Annotated in this window: 16 protein-coding genes and 2 tRNA genes; 12 read left to right on the top strand and 6 right to left on the bottom strand. The window is 63.3% G+C overall.

Annotation, left to right across the window (positions count from 1 at the left end):
• The first annotated feature begins 25 nt into the window (after window positions 1-25).
• Window positions 26-4,285 (top strand): DNA-directed RNA polymerase subunit beta', encoded by a 4,260-nt coding sequence (gene rpoC / locus KB554_RS03495; protein ID WP_141428004.1) that lies wholly within the window; start codon window positions 26-28, stop codon window positions 4,283-4,285.
• A gap of 111 nt (window positions 4,286-4,396) precedes the next feature.
• Here the strand turns inward: rpoC and KB554_RS03490 are convergent, their stop codons facing one another.
• From KB554_RS03490 to KB554_RS03475, 4 genes are all read right to left on the bottom strand, one after another.
• The gene (locus KB554_RS03490) at window positions 4,397-5,599 is read right to left on the bottom strand and encodes an L-serine ammonia-lyase, iron-sulfur-dependent, subunit alpha (protein ID WP_141428003.1); all 1,203 of its coding nucleotides are present in this window, start codon (window positions 5,597-5,599) and stop codon (window positions 4,397-4,399) included.
• 119 nt (window positions 5,600-5,718) lie between these two features.
• Window positions 5,719-5,790: transfer RNA gene (locus tag KB554_RS03485), tRNA-Arg, on the bottom strand.
• A gap of 63 nt (window positions 5,791-5,853) precedes the next feature.
• Window positions 5,854-7,341, bottom strand: coding sequence for an outer membrane protein transport protein (locus KB554_RS03480; protein ID WP_141428002.1), 1,488 nt, complete (start codon window positions 7,339-7,341; stop codon window positions 5,854-5,856).
• 254 nt (window positions 7,342-7,595) lie between these two features.
• The gene (locus KB554_RS03475; protein WP_141428001.1) at window positions 7,596-7,856 is read right to left on the bottom strand and encodes an HU family DNA-binding protein; all 261 of its coding nucleotides are present in this window, start codon (window positions 7,854-7,856) and stop codon (window positions 7,596-7,598) included.
• 169 nt (window positions 7,857-8,025) lie between these two features.
• On the opposite strand from KB554_RS03475, the gene KB554_RS03470 reads away from it, so the two are divergent.
• Window positions 8,026-8,110 (top strand) — tRNA-Ser (locus KB554_RS03470).
• 125 nt (window positions 8,111-8,235) lie between these two features.
• On the opposite strand, the gene KB554_RS03465 is transcribed toward KB554_RS03470, so the two are convergent.
• Window positions 8,236-9,678 (bottom strand): phosphodiester glycosidase family protein, encoded by a 1,443-nt coding sequence (locus KB554_RS03465; RefSeq protein WP_211035009.1) that lies wholly within the window; start codon window positions 9,676-9,678, stop codon window positions 8,236-8,238.
• A gap of 378 nt (window positions 9,679-10,056) precedes the next feature.
• Here KB554_RS03465 and KB554_RS03460 point away from each other — a divergent pair, with 378 nt between their 5' ends.
• The 8 genes from KB554_RS03460 (at window position 10,057) to KB554_RS03425 (ending at window position 17,925) form a co-directional block, all read left to right on the top strand.
• Window positions 10,057-11,346 (top strand): Na+/H+ antiporter NhaC family protein, encoded by a 1,290-nt coding sequence (locus KB554_RS03460; RefSeq protein ID WP_211035008.1) that lies wholly within the window; start codon window positions 10,057-10,059, stop codon window positions 11,344-11,346.
• 329 nt (window positions 11,347-11,675) lie between these two features.
• A complete protein-coding gene (locus KB554_RS03455) occupies window positions 11,676-12,575 on the top strand; it encodes a helix-turn-helix domain-containing protein (protein WP_141427998.1) in 900 nt (299 codons plus the stop codon).
• 95 nt (window positions 12,576-12,670) lie between these two features.
• On the top strand, window positions 12,671-13,264 hold the full coding sequence (locus KB554_RS03450) for a hypothetical protein (RefSeq protein WP_211035007.1): 594 nt from the start codon (window positions 12,671-12,673) through the stop codon (window positions 13,262-13,264).
• Window positions 13,248-13,814, top strand: coding sequence for a PepSY-associated TM helix domain-containing protein (locus KB554_RS03445; protein WP_211035006.1), 567 nt, complete (start codon window positions 13,248-13,250; stop codon window positions 13,812-13,814). The genes KB554_RS03450 and KB554_RS03445 overlap by 17 nt, the downstream gene beginning before the upstream one ends.
• Before the next feature lie 7 nt (window positions 13,815-13,821).
• Window positions 13,822-14,706: an ABC transporter ATP-binding protein gene (locus KB554_RS03440; RefSeq protein ID WP_211035005.1), complete on the top strand. Its 885-nt coding sequence runs from the start codon at window positions 13,822-13,824 to the stop codon at window positions 14,704-14,706.
• Window positions 14,707-14,717: 11 nt separating this feature from the next.
• Window positions 14,718-15,386, top strand: coding sequence for a hypothetical protein (locus KB554_RS03435; RefSeq protein WP_141429941.1), 669 nt, complete (start codon window positions 14,718-14,720; stop codon window positions 15,384-15,386).
• Between the two features lie 25 nt (window positions 15,387-15,411).
• Window positions 15,412-16,443 carry a DUF4857 domain-containing protein gene (locus tag KB554_RS03430; RefSeq protein ID WP_211035004.1) on the top strand — a complete coding sequence of 344 codons (1,032 nt, stop codon included), beginning with the start codon at window positions 15,412-15,414 and terminating at the stop codon, window positions 16,441-16,443.
• A 198-nt stretch (window positions 16,444-16,641) separates the two neighbouring features.
• Entirely contained in the window at window positions 16,642-17,925 is a 1,284-nt protein-coding gene (locus KB554_RS03425; RefSeq protein ID WP_242116283.1) for a PepSY-like domain-containing protein, read from the top strand.
• A 56-nt stretch (window positions 17,926-17,981) separates the two neighbouring features.
• Here the strand turns inward: KB554_RS03425 and KB554_RS03420 are convergent, their stop codons facing one another.
• Window positions 17,982-19,436, bottom strand: a complete 1,455-nt coding sequence (locus KB554_RS03420) for an amino acid permease (RefSeq protein WP_211035002.1) — start codon at window positions 19,434-19,436, stop codon at window positions 17,982-17,984.
• 280 nt (window positions 19,437-19,716) lie between these two features.
• On the opposite strand from KB554_RS03420, the gene KB554_RS03415 reads away from it, so the two are divergent.
• Both KB554_RS03415 and KB554_RS03410 read left to right on the top strand, forming a co-directional pair.
• Entirely contained in the window at window positions 19,717-20,532 is an 816-nt protein-coding gene (locus KB554_RS03415) for an endonuclease/exonuclease/phosphatase family protein (protein ID WP_141427991.1), read from the top strand.
• A 166-nt stretch (window positions 20,533-20,698) separates the two neighbouring features.
• Entirely contained in the window at window positions 20,699-23,035 is a 2,337-nt protein-coding gene (locus tag KB554_RS03410; protein ID WP_242116291.1) for a TonB-dependent receptor, read from the top strand.
• Window positions 23,036-23,245 lie beyond the last annotated feature (210 nt).

Here is a 23,245-nt window from a genome sequence, read left to right as displayed (position 1 = left end):
CTGAGGAAAGAAAAAAGCAATAAATATGTCAATTACCAAAGACAATAAACCGAACAATGGTTACAGCCGCATTTCGATCGGCCTGGCCTCTCCCGAGGAGATTCTGGCCCAGTCGAGCGGCGAGGTGCTGAAGCCTGAGACCATTAACTACCGCACCTACAAGCCCGAGCGCGACGGTCTGTTCTGCGAGCGCATCTTCGGTCCGGTGAAGGACTACGAGTGCCATTGCGGCAAGTACAAGCGCATCCGCTACAAGGGCATCGTCTGCGACCGCTGCGGCGTGGAGGTGACCGAGAAGAAGGTGCGCCGCGAGCGCATGGGCCACATCTCGCTGGTCGTGCCGGTGGTGCACATCTGGTATTTCCGGTCGCTTCCCTCGAAGATCGGTTATCTGCTGGGCATTCCGTCGAAGAAGCTCGAGGCGATCATCTACTACGAGCGGTACGTCGTCATCAATGCCGGCGCGGCCTCGGAGCAGGGCATCGAGCGGTTGCAGACCCTCTCGGAGAAAGAGTACCTCGACGTCGTGGCCGCGCTGCCGAAGGGCAACCAGGCGCTCGACGATGCGGACCCCAACAAGTTCGTCGCCCAGATGGGCGCCGAGGCGATCTACACGCTGCTCAAGCAGGTGGACCTCGACTCGATGTCCTATGCGCTGCGCCACAAGGCCTCGACCGAGACCTCGCAGCAGCGTAAGTCCGAGGCGCTGAAGTGCCTGAACGTCATCGAGTCGTTCCGTGCTTCGGAGGGCAAGAACAAGCCCGAGTGGATGGTGCTGAGCGTGATTCCGGTGATTCCGCCCGAGCTGCGTCCGCTGGTTCCGCTCGACGGCGGCCGTTTCGCCACGTCGGACCTGAACGACCTCTACCGCCGCGTCATCATCCGCAACAACCGTCTGAAGCGTCTGATCGAGATCAAGGCTCCGGAGGTGATTCTGCGCAACGAGAAGCGCATGTTGCAGGAGGCCGTCGATTCGCTCTTCGACAACTCGCGCAAGTCGAACGCCGTGAAGAACGAGTCGAACCGTCCCCTGAAGTCGCTCTCCGATTCGCTCAAGGGCAAGCAGGGCCGTTTCCGCCAGAACCTGCTCGGTAAGCGCGTGGACTACTCGGCCCGTTCGGTGATCGTCGTGGGTCCCGAGCTGAAGATGCACGAGATGGGTATTCCGAAGGATATGGCCGCCGAACTTTACAAGCCGTTCGTGATCCGCAAGCTCATCGAGCGCGGCATCGTCAAGACGGTGAAGTCGGCCAAGAAGATCATCGACCGCAAGGACCCCGTGATCTGGGGCATTCTGGAGAATGTCATCAAGGGCCACCCCGTGCTGATGAACCGTGCCCCGACGCTGCACCGTCTCGGTATCCAGGCGTTCCAGCCCAAACTGATCGAGGGCAAGGCCATGCAGCTGCATCCGCTGGCCTGTACGGCCTTCAACGCCGACTTCGACGGCGACCAGATGGCCGTGCACCTGCCGCTGGGCAACGCCGCCATTCTGGAGGCGCAGTTGCTCATGCTCGGTTCGCACAACGTCCTCAACCCCGCCAACGGCGCTCCAATCACCGTGCCTTCGCAGGACATGGTCCTCGGACTGTACTATATCACCAAGCCCCGCAAGGGCGTGAAGGGCGAAGGCCACACGTTCTACGGTCCCGAGGAGGCGATCATCGCCTACAACGAGAAGCGTGCCGACCTGCACGCCATCGTGAAGTGTCTGGTGGACGATCTGGACGAGGAGGGCAATCCCGTGCGCGTCCTGAAGGAGACGACCATCGGCCGCATCCTCTTCAACCAGGTGGTTCCCCGGGAGGTGGGGTATATCAACGAGGTGCTGACGAAGCGTTCGCTGCGCGACATCATCGCCGTGGTGATGAAGAAGGCCGGAGCCGACAAGGTGGCCGCCTTCCTCGACGATATCAAGAACATGGGTTACCGCATGGCATTCCAGGGCGGTCTGTCGTTCAACCTCGACGCCGTGATCATTCCCGACGAGAAGGAGAAACTCGTGCAGGAGGGCTACGAGCGCGCCGATGCGATCATGGACGACTACAACATGGGTCTTATCACCAACAACGAGCGTTACAACCAGATCATCGACGTCTGGACCAATATTAATACGAAGCTGACGAAGGCCGTGATCGACACGCTGATCAAGGACGACGACGGTTTCAACCCGGTGTACATGATGCTCGACTCCGGAGCCCGCGGCTCGAAGGAGCAGATCCGTCAGTTGAGCGGTATGCGAGGTCTGATGGCCAAGCCGCAGAAGTCGGGCGTCGAGGGCGGTCAGCAGGTGATCGAGAACCCGATTCTCTCGAACTTCAAGGAGGGACTTTCGGTGCTCGAGTACTTCATCTCGACGCACGGCGCCCGCAAGGGTCTTGCCGACACCGCCCTGAAGACGGCCGACGCCGGTTACCTGACGCGCCGTCTGGTGGACGTGGCGCAGGACGTCATCATCAACGAGGAGGACTGCGGCACGCTGCGCGGCTTGACGGCTACGGCCATCAAGCGCAACGACGACGTCGTGCAGACGCTCTACGACCGCATCTTGGGCCGCGTCGCGCTGAACGACGTGATCCACCCGCTGACGGGCGAGGTGCTCTGCAAGGCCGGCGAGGAGATCACCGAGTCGATCGCCGAGGCCATCGAGAAGTCGCCGCTGGAGTCCGTCGAGATCCGTTCGGTGCTGACCTGCGAGGCGCGCCACGGCGTCTGCGCGAAGTGCTACGGCCGCAACCTGGCCACGGCGCGCATGGTGCAGAAGGGCGAGGTGGTCGGCGTGATCGCCGCGCAGTCCATCGGCGAGCCGGGTACGCAGTTGACGCTCCGTACGTTCCACGTCGGCGGCGTGGCCGGCGGCACGGCTGTCGAGACGAATGTCGTATCGAAGTACGAAGGCCGCCTGGAGATCGACGAACTCCGCACCGTGAAGGGCAAGAACGCCGCCGGCGAGGCGATCGACATCGTCATTTCGCGCCAGTCGGAGTTCCGCATCGTCGATCCCAAGACCGGCATCGTGCTCTACACGCACAACCTGCCTTACGGCGCGACGCTCTTCATGGAGGACGGCGCCGAAGTCAGGAAGGGCGACCTCGTCTGCGAATGGGATCCCTACAACGCCGTGATCATCTCGGAGTACGAGGGCCGCGTCGCCTATGAGAACATCATCGAGGGTGTGACCTACCGCGACGAGCGCGACGAGCAGACGGGACTTTCGGAGAAGGTGGTGATCGAGTCGAAGGACAAGACCAAGAACCCCGTCATCAAGATTCAGAACAAGGAGGGCGAAGAGGTCAAGCAGTACAACCTGCCCGTTTCGGCCCATATCGTGGTGAAGGACAACGCCCGGATCAAGGCCGGCGACATCCTCATCAAGATTCCGCGTGCCGTCGGCAAGTCGGGCGGCGACATCACCGGCGGTCTGCCGCGCGTTACGGAGCTATTCGAGGCCCGCAACCCGTCGAATCCGGCCATCGTCTCGGAGATCGACGGCGAGGTGACGTTCGGCAAGATCAAGCGCGGCAACCGCGAGATCATCATCACCTCGAAGCAGGGCGACGTGAAGCGTTACCTCGTGCCCCTGTCGCGTCAGATCATCGTGCAGGAGAACGACTACGTGAAGGCCGGCGACCCGCTGTCGGACGGAGCCATCACGCCTTCGGACATCCTCAACATCCTCGGCCCGACGCGCGTTCAGGAGTATATCGTGAACGAGGTGCAGGAGGTGTACCGTATGCAGGGCGTGAAGATCAACGACAAGCATTTCGAGGTGATCGTGCGCCAGATGATGTCGAAGGTGAAGATCGAGGATCCGGGGGACACCCGTTTCTTCGAGGATCAGATCGTGGACAAGTGGGAGTTCATGGACGTGAACGACGAGCTTTACGACAAGGTCGTCGTGACGGATGCCGGCGACTCGACCGTGTTGCAGCCCGGACAGATCGTTTCGCTGCGCAAGCTGCGCGACGAGAATTCGAGCCTCAAGCGCCGTGATCTGCGGCCCGTACAGGTGCGCGATATCGTTCCCGCGACTTCGACGCAGGTTCTGCAGGGTATCACCCGTGCGGCTTTGCAGACCTCGAGCTTCATTTCGGCGGCTTCGTTCCAGGAGACGACCAAGGTGCTCAACGAGGCGGCCATCCAGGCCAAGGTCGATCCGCTGGAGAACCTCAAGGAGAACGTGATCTGCGGTCACCTGATCCCCGGCGGTACGGGTCTGCGCGAATACGACGATCTGGTCGTCGCTGCGAAGACCGAGCTGGAAACGCTCCAGCAGGCGCAGTAGCCGCGTGACGCAACTTCTTATGAAAAACCTCCCCGGTCGCAAGACCGGGGAGGTTTCTCGTTGTCGGCGGGAGCGGACGGGAAAACGGGAATCGTCGCGTCGGAGCGCGGGCTATTTCCGCTCGTAGCGCTTCGCCAGACCGCCCTCCGAGGTTTCGCGGTAGAGGCTCGGGAGGTTGTGCCCCGTCTCGTTCATCACCTCCACCACCTTGTCGTACGACACCAGGTGCGAGCCGTCCGACAGCGTGGCGTAGATATTGGCGTCCAGGGCACGGGCGGCGGCCACGGCGTTGCGTTCGATGCAGGGGACCTGCACGAGGCCGCAGACGGGGTCGCACGTCAGTCCCAGATGGTGTTCGAGGCCCATCTCGGCGGCGTATTCGATCTGCGAAGGCGTGCCGCCGAAGAGCTGACAGGCCGCGGCGGCGGCCATGGCGCAGGCCACGCCCACCTCGCCCTGGCAGCCTACCTCGGCGCCCGAAATCGAAGAGTTCGTCTTGGCGATGTTGCCGAACAGGCCCGCCGTGGCGAGGGCCCGCAGGATGCGGATGCGCAGGAAGTCGCGCGAGGTGGCCAGGTGGTAGAGCACGGCCGGCACGACGCCGCACGAACCGCACGTCGGGGCGGTGACGACCACGCCTCCCGAGGCGTTCTCCTCGGAGGTCGCCAGCGCATAGGCGTAGATCTTGGCCCGCGACTTGAGCGAATCGTTGTAGCTCTTCGACTTGACCCAGTAGGTGCTGGCCTTGCGGGCGACCTTCAGTCCTCCGGGCAGTACGCCGTCGTTGTTCAGTCCGCGCTGGATCGTCTCGCACATGACGGTCCAGATCCGGTCGAGGTAGTCCCATATTTCGGGGCCCTCGCAGTCGTTCACGTACTCCCAGTAGGTTTTGCCTTCGTTGTAGCACCACTCCTTGATCTCCGTGACGGTGGTCAGGGGGTAGATGCTGCGGGGCACTTCGAGCCGCGAGGTTTCGTTGGCCAGCGCGCCGCCGCCGATGCTGTAAATCTTCCACGAATCGACGACCTGTTCTCCCTTCAGCCCTTCGAACAGCATGCCGTTGGGGTGGAAGGGTAGTACGGTCTCGGGTTTCCAGACGATTTCGGTCGGCGCTACGGGTTGCAGCACCGAGAGGATCGCCACGTCCGTCAGGTGGCCTTTGCCCGTGGCGGCCAGCGAGCCGTAGAGCGTCACACGGTAGGCGTCCGCGTCGCGGCAGCGGTCGGCGAAACGTTCCGCAGCCCGTTTGGGGCCCATCGTGTGGCTGCTCGACGGGCCGTTCCCGATTTTGTATAACTCTTTGAGTGATTCCATCGTTCGTGCGGTTTGACGGGGCAAAGATAGTGCAAATTCGGCAATGCGCCATGTGGCGGCGCCTCTTTTCGGGGGCGGAGGAGAAACGCCGGAACGGATCGCTCCGTTCCGGCGTCTCGTAGCCCCACCGCGACTCGAACGCGGATTTAGGGTTTAGGAAACCCTCGTTCTATCCCTTGAACTATAGGGCCGAAAACATTGCGGTGCGTCTCCGTCAGGGAAGCGCACCGCAAAGATAGTAAATTTTCCCGGTTTCAGAAATTGAAACGCATGCCGAATGACAGTACGTGGGCGTGGAGCTTGTAGTTGCGCGTGAAGACCGATGCGAGGTCTCCCGACGTGTAGTCATAGACCGGGTAGGAACCCGTGCGCTCGGGGTCGGCCGACGAGACGTAGCAGTAGGCCACGTCGAGCGCCGCGCAGGCGGCCAGCCGGAACGACATACCCAGCGAGTAGCTGATCTTGGTCATCGACGGCGTTTCGGGATTGAGGTAGTTGCTGTCCACGGGGCTTTCGTCGTAGTAGATGCCCACGCGGGCCGCCAGCCAGTCGAGGGCGTCGTATTCGGCGCCGAAGCGGGCCGAAAGCGTGTTCGAATAGTTCTTCACCGAGTAGATGTCCTTGATGCCCAGCTCCTTCTCGTTGAACGACACGTTCAGGTCTTTGTAGGCCGACCAGCCGATCCACTGCAGATCGACGCCCATGCGCCACTTGTCGTTCGGACGGTAGGAGACGCCCCACGTCACGGTCGTCGGGAGCGCCAGTTGGGTGTGGAACGTACCCTTGTCCAGTGCCGGAATCGCGGAGGGCTGACCGGCCGTCTGGAGCATCTGGTTGAGGAACGAAAGCAGCTGCTGCGACTCCTGCGAGGCGTAGATGAGCTGCGCCGTGCCCTTATCGACCTTCATGTCCATCCGCGAACGGTAGCTCATGGCGATCGACCATTCGTCGGTCACGTCCCAGAGAATGCCGGCGTTCACGCCCACGGCGAGGTTGGCGTTGCCCTCCAGCTTGGCCGAGACGATGGATTTGTCCTGCAGGTTGTCGGTGAAGTAGGTCTCGCCCTGCTGGGCCATGGCCTGGTATCGGGCGATCTCCTCGGGCGAGAGGCCGGCGCCCGCACCCAGCGCGGGCAGCAGCTTGCCGATCGTGTTGAATCCCTGGGCGAGGGTCTTGTTGCCGGCGCCGATGGGCAGCATGGCGCGCGACAGGTCGAAGTTGCCCCACGTGAGCATCAGTCCCGCGCCGACGGAGAGACGGTCGCAGATCCTGAACGAGACGGTGGGCTGGAAGGTGTAGGCCGCGAGGTTGATCTGCTGGATGAGGTGCGATCCCGACCAGTTGTCGCCCCAGTTCATCGAGGAGCCGTTCGGGGTGTAGAAACCCAGGCCCACGGCCCAGCGCTCGGCGGGTTTGTAGTTGATGTACATGTGCAGCGGGGTGGACATTTTGTTGTCCGAATCCTCCGTGAGCGAGCTCTCGTAGCCGTTTTCCATCGAAGGGAGCGTCGAGGCCGACACGTAGGAAAGGATACCCGTCGCACCGACGGAGATGTTGAATTTCGACTCCTGGAATGCCGTGGCCGCCGGGTTGAAGTAGATCGACTCCGCACCGAGTTTCATCGCCGTGCCGACGTTGGCCATGCCGGCCTGACGGGCCGAGAAGTTGTTTACCTGGTAACCTTCGGCGAATGCGCCCGAGGCGGTTGCGACGGCGGCGAGCAGGAGAAGTGTTTTTTTCATAACTTGTTGGTTTAGTTTCTATACGCTGTGCCTTGCGGCACGCAAAATCGGGTGCAAAAGTATAAAAACTATCCCCTCGGCCCAAACTTTTTGGTCGAAAAGTCTTGAAAATTGGAGTAAACGGTAGAGCATTGGCCGATATGGCCGGTTCCGGTTTCCTGTCCGGACGAGAACCGGATTCCGTCCGGGACCATCCCTTTCTCCGCGGCCGTTTCCGTCCGGCGCCCCTTATCGCCGGCGTGCGTTCGGTCCTGTCATTCGATCTCGGCCGAGAGGCGGAATTTGACGCTCTTGCGCGGCGGAATCTTGACCGTTGCGCCCGTACGGGGATTGCGTCCCGTGCGGGCGGCCTTGTGCTGCACGCTGAAGGTTCCCAGACCGGTCAGGGTGATTCGTTCCTCTTCGCGCAGGGCCTGTACCGTGACGCGGATCAGAGCGTCCACGGCCTTGCGGGCTTCGATTTTCGAGATATTGGCGTCGAGGGCTATCGCCTCGACAAGCTGCGTTTTGTTCATGGCAGGAGACGTAGTGTGTGGGGAGGCTCGGTTTCAGCCGGTAACAAAGATACGAAAATTCCGGAGAAGTCGGAAATCCCGTCTTTCGTATCGGATGCCGTACGGACGTTCCGGAACAAAAAGACGGCGGGATTTGGCAGAATGGAAAATCCGTACTACTTTTGTCTCCGGAAGGATGGCGGAGCGGTCGATCGCGGCGGTCTTGAAAACCGTTGAGCCGCAAGGCTCCGGGGGTTCGAATCCCTCTCCTTCCGCGCGCCGCACCGATCGCGGATTTTACGATTTCACCCCTGCCGTAATAGCATTACGGCAGGGGTGAACTTCGTTATCGGAATCTGCCGTGTCTTTGCATCGCTTTCCCGGCAGACCGGTCTTATGGCTATTTGAATGCCACGGCGCACTGTACGGCTTTCGGCTTTCCCTGTTGGGCGTATTTGTTGATTACCGTTTTTTTCTTGTTGATGTGCATGTCGGGCGAACCGGAGGCCTCGAATGCGATGGCCGAGACGCATCCCATGTCTTTCAGGCTCTGGGCCATGCTGGGGATCGTCACGCCTTTGCTGCCCTCCACCATTTGTCCGCAGAAAGCGAAAACCTTGTTGTATTTCGTCACGCCGATAGCCGAATGAGCGTAGAAGTTGTCGTCTCCGTAATTGAAGCAGGTGCTTTCGTTGCTCTTGACCTGGTCGGCCGTCAGCACATTGTTATCGAACAGGATCATATGAACGCCATTGACAGCGGTTTGCGGAGCCCATGCTTTGCCTTCGGCCGCCTTGGGCTCTTCGTACTCGCCCGAAGCGCGGAACGGGAAGGAGTACAGTTTGTCTTCGATTCCCCGAACGTATGCGGCGCCGTAGTTGCCGTCTGCGTCGCGATAGATGGCGCCGGTGACGTGGCTGTTGGCATCCGACCTGACGACCTTTCCGTCCTGGATGATGATATTCTGTACGGTGGAGTTCACTCCTACGACATAAACTTTGTACTCGCCGTTGGTTTCGTATTCGTCGATGGTTTTGGGATTAGTGCCGTCGCCGACTATCGCCATAGTGGCTTGGCTGCCCATCATGGCAACGTAGGCGACGTTGTTGTCGATACCGCCGGCTTTGGTCGTCTTGTACACCTTGATATAGGCGGGCAGCGGAGCGAACTCGGTCGTTACGTCGGTCCAGCCCAGCGCAGGCATCGGGTCCACGTAGTCGGTCGCTTTGACCGTGTAGGTGATGTCCGAACCCTGGTAGTTCACTACCAGCGTGCCGTCGCCGAACTCCAGATCGAAGGTCAGGTTTTCGGGCGATTTCACCGTGGCGCCTTCGACCAGATCGAGCGTGAAGACCATGTGGTTGATCTCCATGCCTTCCTGCCATTTGACCGTGATGCTCTTGTCTTCGCCGACCGCGGCTTCCACGTCGCCGACTTTGGCGCCCAGAATGGCTTCGGGGGTCTCGGGAGTGTCGGCGGTCATCTTGTAGGTTTCCTCCGTCTTGCCGTTCATCAGCACCACGACATTGACCGGATTGTTCAGATTGACGGTCGAGGTCAGATTGGCGGGCGTCTTGAGGATATGCCCCTTGTTCATCTTGAAGGTCACTTCGACGGCCGTCAGATCGGTCGTGTTCTGGAATTCCCCGAACTTGATCGTCTTGTCCGTGTCATTGACGGTCGCGGTCATCGTGCTGCTTCCGTCCTTGGCCGTTACGGATGCGAAAGGCGTCGAACCTCCGGAAGGACCGTCGTTTTCTCCGTTGTCGTCATCCGAGCAGGATGCCAGGAATAACCCCCCCCCGGCCAGGAGCAGCGTCATTAAGCTAAAAAGTCGTTTCATAGTTAAAATTTTAAGATTTGTAAAATGTGTGGTTTAGGTTCGTTAATTGGTCCGTTGTTCGGTATTTTCAGGGTGTTGCTATCTCATGTGTTTATATGTTAGGAGCTTGTTGCGTATTTCCTGCGGCCCGAAAATTCGGTCCGAAATAAAAATGTAACATTATTTTAACACAAATGTAGTAATAAAATTTATGAAAGCAATTTTTTGAAGAAAAAATTATTATTCCGGAGGCGTTCGGGAATAGGCATTTAAACTGTTCGCCGCCGTTCCCGGATTCGGCGGCCCGGACGTCGCTTCCGGATACCGGGATATCCGGGCGACGGATTGCCCGGGTGGAAAATTTGACTTATTTTTGCGCTCCGAATCTCACTATATTATATGTCTCCGACTTCCGTTCGCCGCGGCGGGTTCCTGGCGCTGACGCCGCTGCTGGTTTTTCTGGTGAGCTATCTCTCCGTGTCGCTTCTGGCAGGCGATTTCTACAGGATGCCGATTTCGGTGGCTTTCGTCGCCGCCTCGGTCTATGCCGTGGCCCTGATGCGGGGAATGCCCTTCGCCGAGCGTATCGGCCGCTTCTCGTCCGGAGCGTCCGATCCCAACGTGATGCTGATGATCTGGATCTTCGTGCTGGCCGGGGCTTTCGCCGAGTCGGCGCGGAGCATGGGGGCCGTGGACGCCACCGTGGCGCTGACGATGCACCTGCTTCCCGGGAGCCTGCTCCCGGCGGGGCTGTTTCTGGCGGCCTGCTTCGTTTCGCTGTCGGTCGGTACGTCGGTCGGCACGGTCGTCGCGCTGGTCCCCGTGGCCGCCGGGCTCGCCGAACAGACCGGGCTCGGCGAGGCGTGGCTCACGGCGATCGTGGTCGGCGGGGCCTTCTTCGGCGACAACCTCTCCTTCATCTCCGATACGACGATCGCCGCGACGCGCACGCAGGAGTGCAACCTGCGCGACAAGTTCCGCGTCAATGTCCGCATCGTCGCCCCGGCGGCCCTGCTGACGCTCGGGATTTACCTCGTGACGGGCAGCGCGGCGGCGGTCCCCGCGCAGTCCGACCGGATCGAGTGGATCCGGGTCGTGCCTTACCTGCTGGTGCTGGTGACGGCCCTCGCGGGGATGAACGTGATGAAGGTGCTGCTGCTGGGTATCGCCGCTTCGGGGGCGATCGGGCTGGCGACCGGGAGTTTCGGCCTCATGGCGTGGTGCGGCGGCATGGGGCGCGGCATTACGGGGATGGGCGAGCTGATCATCATTACGCTCATGGCCGGCGGCCTGCTCGAAATGATCCGGCTGAACGGCGGCATCGACTACATCATCGACCGCATGACGCGCCGTATCTCGGGGCGGCGCGGGGCCGAGGGGACCATCGCGGGGCTGGTCTGTCTGGCGAACCTCTGTACGGCCAACAATACGATCGCCATTCTGACCGTGGGACCGATCGCCCGCAAGATCGCCGACCGTTTCGGCGTGGACCGGCGCCGCAGCGCCAGCCTGCTCGACACCTTCTCCTGCTTCACGCAGGGCCTGCTGCCTTACGGGGCGCAGTTGCTGATGGCGGCGGGGCTCACGGGGCTTTCGCCGCTGGGGATCATGCGCTATCTTTACTATCCGGTCATTCTGGGCGGCGCGGCCCTGCTGGCCGTTCTGCTGCGCTATCCCCGGAAGTTCTGACCGGCGCCGCGGTGCGTTCTCTCAGGGAGGCGGGCCGTTGTCGCGCGAATCCCGCCGGGCCGCCCCTGTTCGTTCCGCGGCGCTTCACGCAGCGGCTGCCGCGTGAGGGCGGGGGCGGCTGGCGTTGCGGGCGGGATCGCCGGTGTCGTCGTTGCGTGCATCGCTCCGGGTTCGTCCTTCGGCCGTGCCGGGGCGCAGTGCAAATGTACGACGGGGCCGGCCCGGAGGGTAGATGGATTACGGATTCTTTTACCCCGATTCCGGATTTCGCCCGCCGGCCGTGCGCAAAGCCGATAAAAGCCGTATATTTGCGGAAAACGAACCTTGTCATGGAACAGAAAATTCATCATCTGGAGTCCGTCGCCGAGTACAATGCGATGCTGGGCGTCGAAACGCTGCACCCGCTGGTGAGCGTCGTCGATTTGTCCGAGGCGCACCCGATGCGGCATTTCCGGCAGACCTACGGTTTCTATGCGGTCTTTCTCAAGGAGATCAAGTGCGGCGACATGATCTACGGCCGGCACTATTACGACTATCAGGAGGGAACGCTCGTCTGTCTGGCGCCCGGGCAGGTGATCGGGTTCGAGGACGACGGACGGGAGTTCCAGCCGAAGGGCTGGGCGCTGGTTTTCCATCCGGACCTCATCCGCGGCACGTCGCTGGGCCGCAACATGAAGGAATACGGCTTCTTTTCGTACGAGGTGAACGAGGCGCTGCACCTCTCGGAGCGCGAGCGCGGGATGGTCGTGGATTGTTTCGGGAAGATTCGTCACGAGCTGGAGCATGCCATCGACCGCCACAGCAGACGGCTCATCGCCATCAATATCGAGATGCTGCTGGACTACTGCCTGCGTTTCTACGAGCGGCAGTTCATCACGCGGTCGAACGTGAACCGCGACGTGCTGACCCGTTTCGAGGAGCTGCTGGACGGCTATTTCTCCGACGGCCGGGCGCGGCGCGAAGGGCTTCCGTCGGTGAAGTACTGCGCCGGGGAGCTTTGCCTGTCGCCCAACTATTTCGGCGACCTGGTGAAGAAGGAGACGGGCCGCACGGCGCAGGAGTATATCCAGCTCAAGCTACTGGAGGTGGCCAAGGAGCGGATCCTGGACCCTTCGCTCACGATCGGCGAGGTGGCCTACGGACTGGGATTCCAGTACCCGCAGCACTTTACGCGCATGTTCAAGAAGCTGACCGGGCAGACGCCCAACGAGTACCGGAACGTCAATTAACGGTCGAAAATCCCTATTTTTAGGTATGGCGGGGACCGCCCGTTTTTCCTATTTTTGCCGCCGGAAATGGAACGAACCAAAATACCTAATTTGTCATGAAACACATTCTGTTACGCGCCCTGGCCGTCGCCCTCGCATGCGGCGCCTGCGCATCGGTATCCTGCGGCGGCAACGCTTCGACGAAAGCCAAGACCCGGCAGACGGAGGCCGCGCGGCCGGCCGCGCTGGAGATCGACGAGCTGCTGGCTTCGGCCGACTCGCTCGCCGGCAAGACCGTCACGATCGAGGGCGTCTGCACCCATACGTGCAGGCACGGCGCACGCAAGATCTTCCTCATGGGCAGCGACGACACGCAGACCGTTCGTGTCGAGAGCGGCGAGCTGGGCAGCTTCGATCCGCAGTGCGTGAACCGTATCGTGCGCGTCACGGGTACGCTCGACGAACAGCGCGTGGACGAGGCCTACCTCGCGGCCTGGGAGGAGCAGACGAAGGCGCAGACCGGCGAACGGCACGGCACGACCGAGGCCGGCTGCGACGCCGAGAAGGCCGCACGGCAGGAGACGGGCGCCACCGTCGCGGAGCGCATTGCCGACTTCCGCGCGAAGATCGCCGCCCGCAAGGCCGCCGAGGGCAAGGACTACCTCTCGTTCTACTACGTGACGGCGACCTCGTATGAAATTGAACAGTAGCGCGCTGCGGCGCTGGAGCCGCACGCTGCACCGCGACCTTTCGTATTTCTTCGCGGGGATGGTGCTCATCTACGCCCTGTCGGGCATAGCGATGAACCACCGCGACACCTTCAATCCGAACTATTCGGTCTCGCAGACGCGTCTGACGCTCCCGGCTCCGCTTCCGGAGAGGGAGGCGTTCTCGCGCGCCGACGCCGAGGCGCTGCTCGAACGCGCCGGCGTCGGGGAGGGGTACGTGAAGCACTACTTTCCCGACGGGCATACGCTCAAAATCTTCCTCGAAGGCGGTTCGTCGCTCGTGGCCGACACCCGGAGCGGCGAGGCGGTCGTCGAACGGCTGACGCGGCGGCCCGTGTGGAGCGCGCTGACGAAACTGCACTACAATCCGGGATCGTGGTGGACCGCCTTCGCCGACATTTTCGGCGGAGGGCTCATACTCATCACGCTCACGGGACTGGTCATCGTGAAGGGCCCCAAGGGGCTGCGGGGCCGCGGCGGCGTGGAGCTGGCCGCAGGCATCCTCCTTCCGCTGCTGTTCCTCCTCATCTGACACCGCCATGGAATCCGTTATCGAATGCCGCAACCTGACGCATTGCTACGGGCGGCGCAAAATCTACGAAAACCTCTCGTTCGACGTCCCCGAGGGCCGCATCCTCGGCCTGCTGGGCAAGAACGGCACGGGCAAGACCACGACGATCAACATTCTGAGCGGGTATCTCGAACCCCGCAGCGGCGAGTGCCGCATCTTCGGCGAGAACATCCGCCGGATGCGGCCCCTCACGCGGCGGCGCATCGGCCTGCTGATCGAGGGGCACGTGCAGTACCAGTTCATGTCGATCGAGCAGGTCGAACGGTTCTATGCGGCCTTCTACCCGAAGTGGCGGCGCGAAGCCTATTACGAGCTGATGCGCAAGCTGCACGTCGGCCCCGGGCAGCGCATCTCGCGCATGTCGTGCGGACAGCGGTCGCAGGTGGCGCTGGGGCTCATTCTGGCCCAGGACCCCGACCTGCTGGTGCTGGACGACTTCTCGCTGGGGCTCGATCCCGGCTACCGGCGGCTGTTCGCGGACTACCTGCGCGAGTACGCCAAGGCCGAGGGGAAGACGGTCTTCCTCACCTCGCACATCATTCAGGACATGGAGCGCCTGATAGACGACTGCATCATCATGGACTACGGCCGCATTCTGCTGCAACGCCCCGTCGGGGAGATTCTCGACCGCGTGCGGCGCTATACGTGCCGTGTGCCCGAGGGGGCTCCGCTGCCCGGCGACGGGGAGTTCTACCACCCCTCGGTGGTGCGTTCGACGCTCGAATTCTGCTCGTTCCTGCCGTACGGGGAGGTGGCGCGCAGGCTCGCGGAGGCGGGGATTCCCGCCGAAGAGCTGCACGAGGAGCGCGTCTCGCTGGAGGACGCTTTCATCGGTCTGACCGGAAAATACTGAAAAACGCCATGTTGAAAGCCATATTGTACAAGGAGTGGATCAAGTCCCGCTGGTATCTGGCGGTCGCCTTCGCGGTGACGTGCGCCTTCGCGGGCTACGCCATGCTGCGGCTGTACCGCGCGCTGGGAATGATGGGCGCCGGACATATCTGGGAGGTGATGGTGACGCGCAACGCCGTTTTCGTCGAGCAGATGGAGTATGTGCCGCTGCTGGCGGGGCTGCTGCTCGCCGTCGTGCAGTTCGCCCCCGAGATGCACCGCAAATGCCTCAAGCTGACGCTGCACCTGCCCGTGTCGGCGCTGCGGGCGACGGGGACCATGCTGCTGTTCGGCGTCGCGGCGCTGACCGTCGTCTCCGGCACGAGCCTCGCCCTCGTCGCGGGAGCCGCATCGCCGGTGCTGCCGCACGAGCTCGTCGCCAATATCGTGGGGACGCTCATGCCGTGGTATGCGGCCGGACTGGCGGCCTACCTGTTCGCCGCATGGGTGATTCTCGAACCGACGTGGAAGCGCCGGACGGTGAATATCCTGATGGCCGTGCTCCTGCTGCGCATCTTCTTCCTCGCGCCCGTTCCGCGGGCCTATGCCGGCTTCCTGCCCGTACTGCTGGCGCTGACACTGCTCTCGGCCTCGCTCGCATGGCTCTCGGTCGTGCGGTTCATGGCCGGCAGACAAGACTGATTCCTTCCGTAAATCCCGAAAATCCATGACCCGATTCAGCAGAATATTCTTCGGACTGCTCGTCGCCGTGCTGCTCGTCTGGCAGTTGCCGTGGGGCGTCAATTACCTCACGGTGAAGAGCGAGGGCACGCCGTTCACCCTTTACAGCGAAGTGCTGGGCGATTTCGCGATGATCCGCCGCGGCGGAAAGGAGCTCGAGTATCTCGATCGCCGGGGCAACCGGTACGGACAGCGCCAGTTCGATTCGCTGCTGCCGCTCTTCTACGCCCGGCAGCTCGTGGCCGACGGCCGTTTCCCCGATTCGATCGCGGGCCGCGCCGTCTCGCCCCGCGAGGCGCAGGCCGCCACCTTCGTGTTCCGCTCCACGCCGCAGGATGTCAATACCCCGGTTTCCGGCATCCGCTTCCTGCTGGAGTCGATGTCGGGCCGCGTCGATCTGGCGATGCCCGACGATGCCTTCCGCCTGACCGCCTCCGGCATCGAATTCATCGACATGGCCTCGAATACGGTCGATACCGCGAAGAGCGCCCTGTTCACCGGGAAGATGCGCCGCAAGGGAGTGCGCTTCCCGGTGGCGGAGATTTCGGGCAACCCCTCCGCACGCAAGGAGTACGACGAGGGGTATGTGCTGCTCGACGCCGACCGGCGGCTGTTCCATCTCAAGATGGTGCAGGGGCGTCCTTACGTGCGGGCCGTCGGTCTTCCGGAGGGCGTCCGTCCGGAGCACCTCTTCATCACGGAGTTCCACAGCCGCCGCACGCTGGCGCTCCTGACCGATGCGGAGAACCGCCTCTACGCCGTGACGATGCCCGGCTACGGGGTACGCCGCGTCGGGACCGTCGAGTTCGATCCGCGGCGCGAGGCGATGTCGATCGTCGGCACGCTGCTCAACTGGACGGTCTGCGTGGAAGGGGCGGCCGCGGAGCGTTACTACGCCGTGTCGGCCGATGACCTGTCGCAGCTCGATACGCTCGTCTTCCCGCTCTCCGACCGGCACGTCCCCGGCCTGAGCTTCACTTCCGCGACCGATAATTACGTGCGTCCGAGGCTGCGCTGAGACACCCCGTCGGCCGATCGTCTCTCTGGGCCCCGCTGGCAAGCGGGGCCCGTTTCCGTTCCGGGGGGGGCGGCCGTCGCGCGCCGGGTTTCCGAGGGGGCTGCGGAAAAAATTGCGGATTTCAGTTTCCGTTCAGAATCGGTTGCGACATTTGTTCCCGAAATTGAATCGAAGTCTTATCGGAAAAAGAAAATGAAAATGAAAAGAATCGTTTGGAATATGTTGGGTGCGGCGGCCGTTGGGTTGCTTGCCGTCGGATGCGAAAAGGAGAGCGGCTCGCAGGGAAGCGGATCGGATCGGGTTTCCCCGGCCGTGCTGGCGGCTTTCGAAGCGCTCTATCCGGGCGCCGAGCAGGTGCGCTGGGAGGTGAAGGGCGACTACGCCGTGGCGAATTTCTACTGGAGCGGCGTGCGTGCGGCGGGTGTCGCGGCGAATCGCGCCGCATGGTTCGAGAACGGCGACGGCGCATGGTCGATGACCGAAACGGACATCCGGTTCGACCAGTTGCCCGAAGCGGTTAAGAGAGCCTTCGCGGAGGGCGAGTATGCCGACTGGCGGGTCGATGAGGTCGATATGCTGGACCGTGACGGCGTGGAGGTCGTCTATGTGGTCGAGGTCGAGCGCGACGGCCGCGAGATGGATCTTTACTACTCGGCGGACGGCGTGCTCGTGAAGAGCGTGGCCGACGCGGGCGACGATTACGATTACGGGGATTTCATCCCTTCGCGTCCCTCCGACGGGATCGGGGACTTCATCGCGAGCCGTTATCCCGGGGCGCGCGTGATCGACGTGGATGCGGAGTACGAGGGTACGGAGGTCGAACTGATCGACGCCGACCGCGTCAAGCGCGAACTCTTCTTCGACCGCAGCGACGCCTGGCAGTACACCAAGACCGAACTGCGCCGCTCGGAACTGCCGCAGGCGGTGACGGCTGCGTGGGAGGCCTCCGACTACTCCGAGGCGAAGGGCTACCGGCTCGACGATGCCGATCTGTACGAGACGGCCTCCGAAGGGACGTTCTACCGTCTGGAACTGGAGTCGCGCCGCGGCGACGTGAAGGTGAAGGTCACTCCCGAGGGCGAGCTGTCGCTCTACACCCCGCAGGAGGGCGGCGACGGCGCGGCGGTCGGTGCGGATGTCGAAGCCTTCATCCGCACGAACTACCCCGGCGCGGTCGTGCTGGAGAAGGACTCCGACGACGGTTTCCTGGAGGTGGAGATTCGTCACGACGGCCGCGAGAAGGAGCTGCTGTTCAACGGTGCGGGCGAGTGGGTGAAGACCTCGTGGGAGGTGCGCGTCCGCGAGCTGCCCGCGGCCGTGACCGATGCGATCCGCCGTTCGGATTACGCGGCGTTCGGGATCGACGGGGCGGATTTCGTGGAGACGCCCGACGGCGACTGGTACGAGGTCGAACTGGAGGATGGCCGGGACCGTGAGGTGACGCTTCGCGTGACGGCCGAAGGTGCGATCCTGAAGCGTTGAGGCAAGGGTCGGAGAACGATGCGGGCGGGTCCTTTCGGACCCGCCCGCATCGCTTTTCAGGTACGGGGGCCTCTGCCGCGCCGGCGGTCCATCGCGATGCTGATGACGATGGGGACGGCGAGGAACAGCGCCGTGCCGCAGACGACGAGCGTCGTATATATGGCGGGGCTGCCGACGGGCAACTGCGACGGCGGGAAGAAGGTGACGGCGAACGAGAAGAGCACGGCGAGGAAGCCGATGCCGCCGACGGCCCACATGCCGGCGTTGCCTCCCGGAACGCGGTAGTCGCGCTGCAGGCCGGGCTGCGTGTAGCGCAGGCGGATGGCGGCGGCGTACATCATCATATACATGATCAAGTACAGTCCGATCGTGAGGGCGCTCAGCAGGAAGAAGGCGACGCTCACGTCCTTCATGAAGATGTAGAGCGACGAAAGCACCGTCACGATGCAGCCCTGGATGATGAGGATGTTGATCTGCACGCCGTTGCGGTTGGTCTTCTGCAACAGGCGCGGCAGCCGCCCTTCGTTGGCCGTCCAGAGCAGGCCGCGGCTGGGGCCCGAGATCCACGACAGCACGCCCGCCAATGCGCCGAACGCCACGAGCAGGCTCATGACGTTGGTGAGCCATCCGACGCGGTAGTGTTCGAAGACGATCTGGAACGTGGTGAAGAGTCCTGACTGGAGGTTGATCCGGTCGTAGGGCGTGATTACGGCCACGGCCAGCGCGCCCAGCGTGAAGAGGCCGAACGAAATGAGCGCCGCGAGGAACATGGCGCGCGGGAACTGTTTCTGCGGGTTTTTCAGCTCAGGGGCGTGTACGGCGTGCACCTCGACGCCGGCGAACAGCAGCAGAATCCCCGCCAGGAAAGCGATGTCGCTCATGCCGGTGATGTGGGGAAAGAGCCGCGGATGGGCGTGGTGCGCCGCATCCAGATCGACCACCTGCGAGACGGACGCGGGAATGTGTTCGAACTCCACGCCGTTGCCGCCCGCGAGCCAGGCCGCGGCCGCCAGGACGATGACGATGCCCGGAAGCACCGTACCTATGAGAAAGCCCCGGCTGGTGATGCCCGAGATGGCCGACGTGCCGCGCAGCGTGACCCACGTGGCGAACCAGTACATGGCGATCGAGAAGAGTCCGACGAACGGGCCGTTCTGCGCCAGCGCCGGAAGCCCGATCGTGTAGGCGATCGACGCGGCGGCGAATCCCAGCACGGTGGGATACCAGACCACGTTCTGAATCCATTGCAGAAAGATGGCCGTGAACCCGAGGTGGGGGTTGAACGCCTCCTTCACCCAGGTGTAGACGCCTCCGCCCTTCGCCGCGAAGGCGCTGCCCAGTTCGGCGCCCACGAGCGCCGCGGGGATGAGGAAGAGGAATGTGGCGAAGAAGATGTAGAAGAACATGGTGAGCTCCTCCTGGGCCATCATCGGAAGGCCGCGCAGGCTGATGACCGCGGCCGCGGTCATCAGCGCGAGCTGTGAGGTCGAGATGTTTTTGCTTTTTGCCATAGTTTCGTTTGCTTGACGTTTCCCTCTCCGACAGCAGTTTTCGTGCCGGGCTGTGCGCTTCGGGACGGAACGGTGACCGCGGACGGTTTCCGAAGGGCCTCGTGCAGCCGGCGGCAGCCGCCCGGGCGGGTTTTCCGTCCCTCCTGCCGTTTTTCCGCCGGAAAGGGACGCCGTGCGGCGGATTTTTCGTATCTTCGCGGAGGCCCCGGTGCGTGCCGGGGCGTGGCGGCCCGCTGCGGAGGACCGGGCCGGCCGCCGGGAACGGAAAAGACGGAGAACGATGAAAAAAGGACTGATGGCGCTGGCGCTGTGCCTCCTCGCGGGGCGCGCCGCCGTATGCGCGGAGCCGTCGCGGGATGCGGCGGCGGACGACGGGGGCCGGACGGTGCGTCTGGTGACCTATAATGTCGGCGTGTTCAACAAGTATGTCAGGGACGACTACCGGCTTGTGGCCGGCCTGCTGCGGGAGGTCCGTCCCGACGCCGTGTGCCTGAACGAGCTGGACAGTTGCACGGCACGCACGCGCGGCGTCTTCCAGTTGGAGCGCATCGCCGGGATGATGGGCGGCTGGGACTTCCGTTTCGGGGCCGCGATGCCCTTCGACGGCGGCTCCTACGGCGAGGGAGTCATGACGCGCGAGCGGGCCGTGAGGAAGGAGGCGGTGGCGCTGCCCGAGGCCGGCGGGGCCGAGCCGCGCGTGCTGGTCGTCGTGGAGCTGCCCGACTACGTGATCGCCACGACGCACCTCGACCATGTTTCGCCCGAAGCGCAACTGGAGCAGGTGCGGACGATCAACCGCGAAATGATGCGGCGGTACGGCGACTCTCCGAAGCCCGTCTTTCTCGGGGGCGATCTGAATGCCGAGCCCGGTTCCGAGACCCTCCGGCTGCTGGAACGGACGTGGCGGGTGCTCACCCCGACCGACGGGGGGACCTACCCTTCGGACGAGCCGGAACAGTGCATCGACTACCTGTTGCAGTTGCGCAACGGGGTGCGCTGCGAAGTGACCGACGCGCGCGTGCTGAGCCGCTTCGGGACGGGCGACGTCTCCCGGGCCTCGGACCATCTGCCGGTGCTGCTCGAAGTGAGGTGGTAGCCGCTCGGCCGGGCGTTCCGGCTGCGGCGCGGCGGGAGGGGTACGGATTTTGCCGTTTCCCTCCGGCAGGAAGCCGTCGCCGCCGGTTTTCCCGCACTTTTCGTATCTTTGCCGCATGAGAATCGTGAACCGCATACTTCCGTTCCTGCTGTTTGCGGCGTGCTGCATGCCGGTTCGGGCGCAGCAGCGGGAGACCTATTCCGTCGCGGGGCGGGTCATCGACCGCCTGACGCGGCAGCCCGTGCCCTACGCCTCCGTCGTGGTGGCGGGCGACGAGCGGAAAGGCGCCTCGTCGGATTCGACCGGACGTTTCGTCATCGAGCGCGTGCCGCCCGGCATCTGCCGCTTCGCCGCGTCGTCGGTGGGCTACAAGAGCCTGCTGACGTCCGAATACCTCGTCTCGGCCGCCACGCCCTTCGTCGAAATCGAGCTGGAGGAGGATGCCACGCGGGTCGAGGCCGTGACGGTGCGGCCTTCGCCGTTCCGGGCCACGGTCGAAAGCCCCGTGGGGCTGAACGTCATCGGCATCCGGGAGATCGAGAAGAGCCCCGGCTCGAACCGCGACATTTCGCGCATCGTGCGCTCCTATCCCGGCGTGGCCTTTTCACCGGTGGGCTACCGCAACGACCTGATCGTGCGGGGCGGCGGACCTTCGGAGAACAAGTTCTTCATGGACGGGATCGAGATTCCGAACATCAACCACTTCGCCACGCAGGGCGCGACGGGCGGCCCGGTGAGCATCGTCAATGCCGACCTGATCCAGGAGATCAGCTTCTACACCGGGGCGTTTCCCGCCGACCGGGCCGGGGCGCTGAGCTCCGTGCTGGATTTCCGGCTGCGCGACGGCAATGCCGAGAAGCAGACCTTCAAGGCGACGCTCGGTGCATCGGATGCCGGTGTCAGCGGCAGCGGGCATATCGGCGGCCGCACGACCTACGTCTTCTCGCTCCGTCAGTCGTACCTCCAGCTGCTTTTCAAAATGCTGGGGCTGCCGTTCCTGCCCAACTACATCGACGGGCAGGTGAAGGTCAAGACGCGCCTCACGGAGCGCGACGAACTCACGGTGCTGGCGCTCGCCGGCATCGACAACATGAAGCTCAACGTCGATGAGAAGGGCGAGGACGCCGAGTACCTGCTGAGCTACCTGCCGCGCATCCGGCAGGAGACCTTCACCGTCGGGGCCTCGTGGCGGCACTACGCCGGGCGTCACGTGCAGACCGTGACGCTGAGCCACAACTACCTGAACAACCGCAACCTGAAATACCGCAACAACGACGCCTCGTCGGAGGAGAACCTGACGCTCCGGCTGCGTTCCGTCGAGCAGAAAACCTCGCTGCGGGCCGAGAACCGCACCTATGCGGGGCGGTGGACGCTGCGCGGGGGCGTCGAGCTGAACTATTCGCACTATACGAACCGCACGTTGCAGCGGCTCTACGCCGGCGGCGTGCGCCTTTCGGATTACCGGACGCGGCTGGGAATCGTCGGCTGGGGGCTTTTCGCCGGAGCCGACTATGCGTCGGGCGACCGGCGCTTCACCGCCTCGGCGGGCCTGCGGGCCGACGGGTGCGACTACTCCGCGCGCATGGCCCGGCCGTGGCACCAGCTTTCGCCGCGCGCCTCGGTATCGTATGTCGTCGCTCCCGGCTGGACGGTGAGCGGCAGCGCGGGGCTCTACTACCAACTGCCGCCCTATACGGCACTGGGGTTCAAGGAGGAGGGCGCCTTCGTGAACCGGGACCTGCGCTATATGCGCGTGGGCGAGGTGAGCGCGGGGGCTTCGTGGCGGTTGCGCGACCGGCTGATCGTCTCGGTCGAGGGGTTCTGGAAGGGGTACGGCGACGTGCCGCTTTCGCTCGCCGACGGCATTCCGCTCTCGTGCAAGGGAAACGACTACGGCGTGGTGGGCAACGAGGCCCTGCGCTCCTCGGCCGAAGGACGCGCGTACGGCGTCGAGGCGATGGCCCGCTGGCAGATTCCCGGACGGGTGAACGTCGTGGGGTCGGTGACCCTCTTCCGCAGCGAATACCGCAGCGACGGCGCCTCGCCGTGGGTCGCCTCGGCGTGGGACAACCGTTTCGTGGCGAACGTCAGCGGGACGTACGACCTGCCGCGCGGCTGGAGCGTCGGCGCGAAGCTGAGCGCCGTGGGCGGAGCGCCCTATACGCCCTACGATCTGGACAAGTCGTCGCTCGTCGAGGCATGGAATGCGCAGGGACGCCCCTATTACGACTATTCGCGCTACAACGAAGGACGGCTCGACGCCTTTGCGCAGCTGGACCTGCGCATCGACAAGGTGTTCTATTTCCGCGGCTGCATGCTGGGGCTTTATATCGACCTGCAGAACGTCACGGTGAGCAAACTGCGGCAGCCCGACGTGGCGATGTCCACGGGCGAGATCGTGAATCCCGAAGCCCCGGCGTCCGAGCAGCGCTACCGGATGAAGTACCTCCGGCAGGAGAGCGGGACGCTGCTGCCGTCGATCGGCGTGACGGTGGAGTTCTGACGCGGCGGCGCGGCGGGAGCCGCACGGGCATGAAAAAAACAGCAGGGAATCTCCCGATTGCCTGCTGTCCCCGGAGGTTGCCCTCCTAAACTACTAACCCAAACTTAAATAAATGAAGAAACCTCACTGCGGTTCCTTGCCGCAGTTGTCATAGTCATTCGCAAAGTCGGTGCCAAAACGAGAGCCGGCGATCCGCGGATCGCCGGCTCT

The sequence above is a fragment of the Alistipes sp. Marseille-P2263 genome (genome assembly GCF_018101075.1).
GTDB lineage: Bacteria > Bacteroidota > Bacteroidia > Bacteroidales > Rikenellaceae > Alistipes > Alistipes dispar.
This window is presented reverse-complemented; position numbering and strand designations above follow the sequence as displayed.

Coding starts and splice junctions, on each gene's coding strand:
- rpoC (WP_141428004.1), top strand. CDS start 26: ATGTCAATTACCAAAGACAATAAACCGAACAATGGTTACAGCCGCATT.
- KB554_RS03490 (WP_141428003.1), bottom strand. CDS start 5,599: ATGGAATCACTCAAAGAGTTATACAAAATCGGGAACGGCCCGTCGAGC.
- KB554_RS03480 (WP_141428002.1), bottom strand. CDS start 7,341: ATGAAAAAAACACTTCTCCTGCTCGCCGCCGTCGCAACCGCCTCGGGC.
- KB554_RS03475 (WP_141428001.1), bottom strand. CDS start 7,856: ATGAACAAAACGCAGCTTGTCGAGGCGATAGCCCTCGACGCCAATATC.
- KB554_RS03465 (WP_211035009.1), bottom strand. CDS start 9,678: ATGAAACGACTTTTTAGCTTAATGACGCTGCTCCTGGCCGGGGGGGGG.
- KB554_RS03460 (WP_211035008.1), top strand. CDS start 10,057: ATGTCTCCGACTTCCGTTCGCCGCGGCGGGTTCCTGGCGCTGACGCCG.
- KB554_RS03455 (WP_141427998.1), top strand. CDS start 11,676: ATGGAACAGAAAATTCATCATCTGGAGTCCGTCGCCGAGTACAATGCG.
- KB554_RS03450 (WP_211035007.1), top strand. CDS start 12,671: ATGAAACACATTCTGTTACGCGCCCTGGCCGTCGCCCTCGCATGCGGC.
- KB554_RS03445 (WP_211035006.1), top strand. CDS start 13,248: ATGAAATTGAACAGTAGCGCGCTGCGGCGCTGGAGCCGCACGCTGCAC.
- KB554_RS03440 (WP_211035005.1), top strand. CDS start 13,822: ATGGAATCCGTTATCGAATGCCGCAACCTGACGCATTGCTACGGGCGG.
- KB554_RS03430 (WP_211035004.1), top strand. CDS start 15,412: ATGACCCGATTCAGCAGAATATTCTTCGGACTGCTCGTCGCCGTGCTG.
- KB554_RS03425 (WP_242116283.1), top strand. CDS start 16,642: ATGAAAAGAATCGTTTGGAATATGTTGGGTGCGGCGGCCGTTGGGTTG.
- KB554_RS03420 (WP_211035002.1), bottom strand. CDS start 19,436: ATGGCAAAAAGCAAAAACATCTCGACCTCACAGCTCGCGCTGATGACC.
- KB554_RS03415 (WP_141427991.1), top strand. CDS start 19,717: ATGAAAAAAGGACTGATGGCGCTGGCGCTGTGCCTCCTCGCGGGGCGC.
- KB554_RS03410 (WP_242116291.1), top strand. CDS start 20,699: ATGCCGGTTCGGGCGCAGCAGCGGGAGACCTATTCCGTCGCGGGGCGG.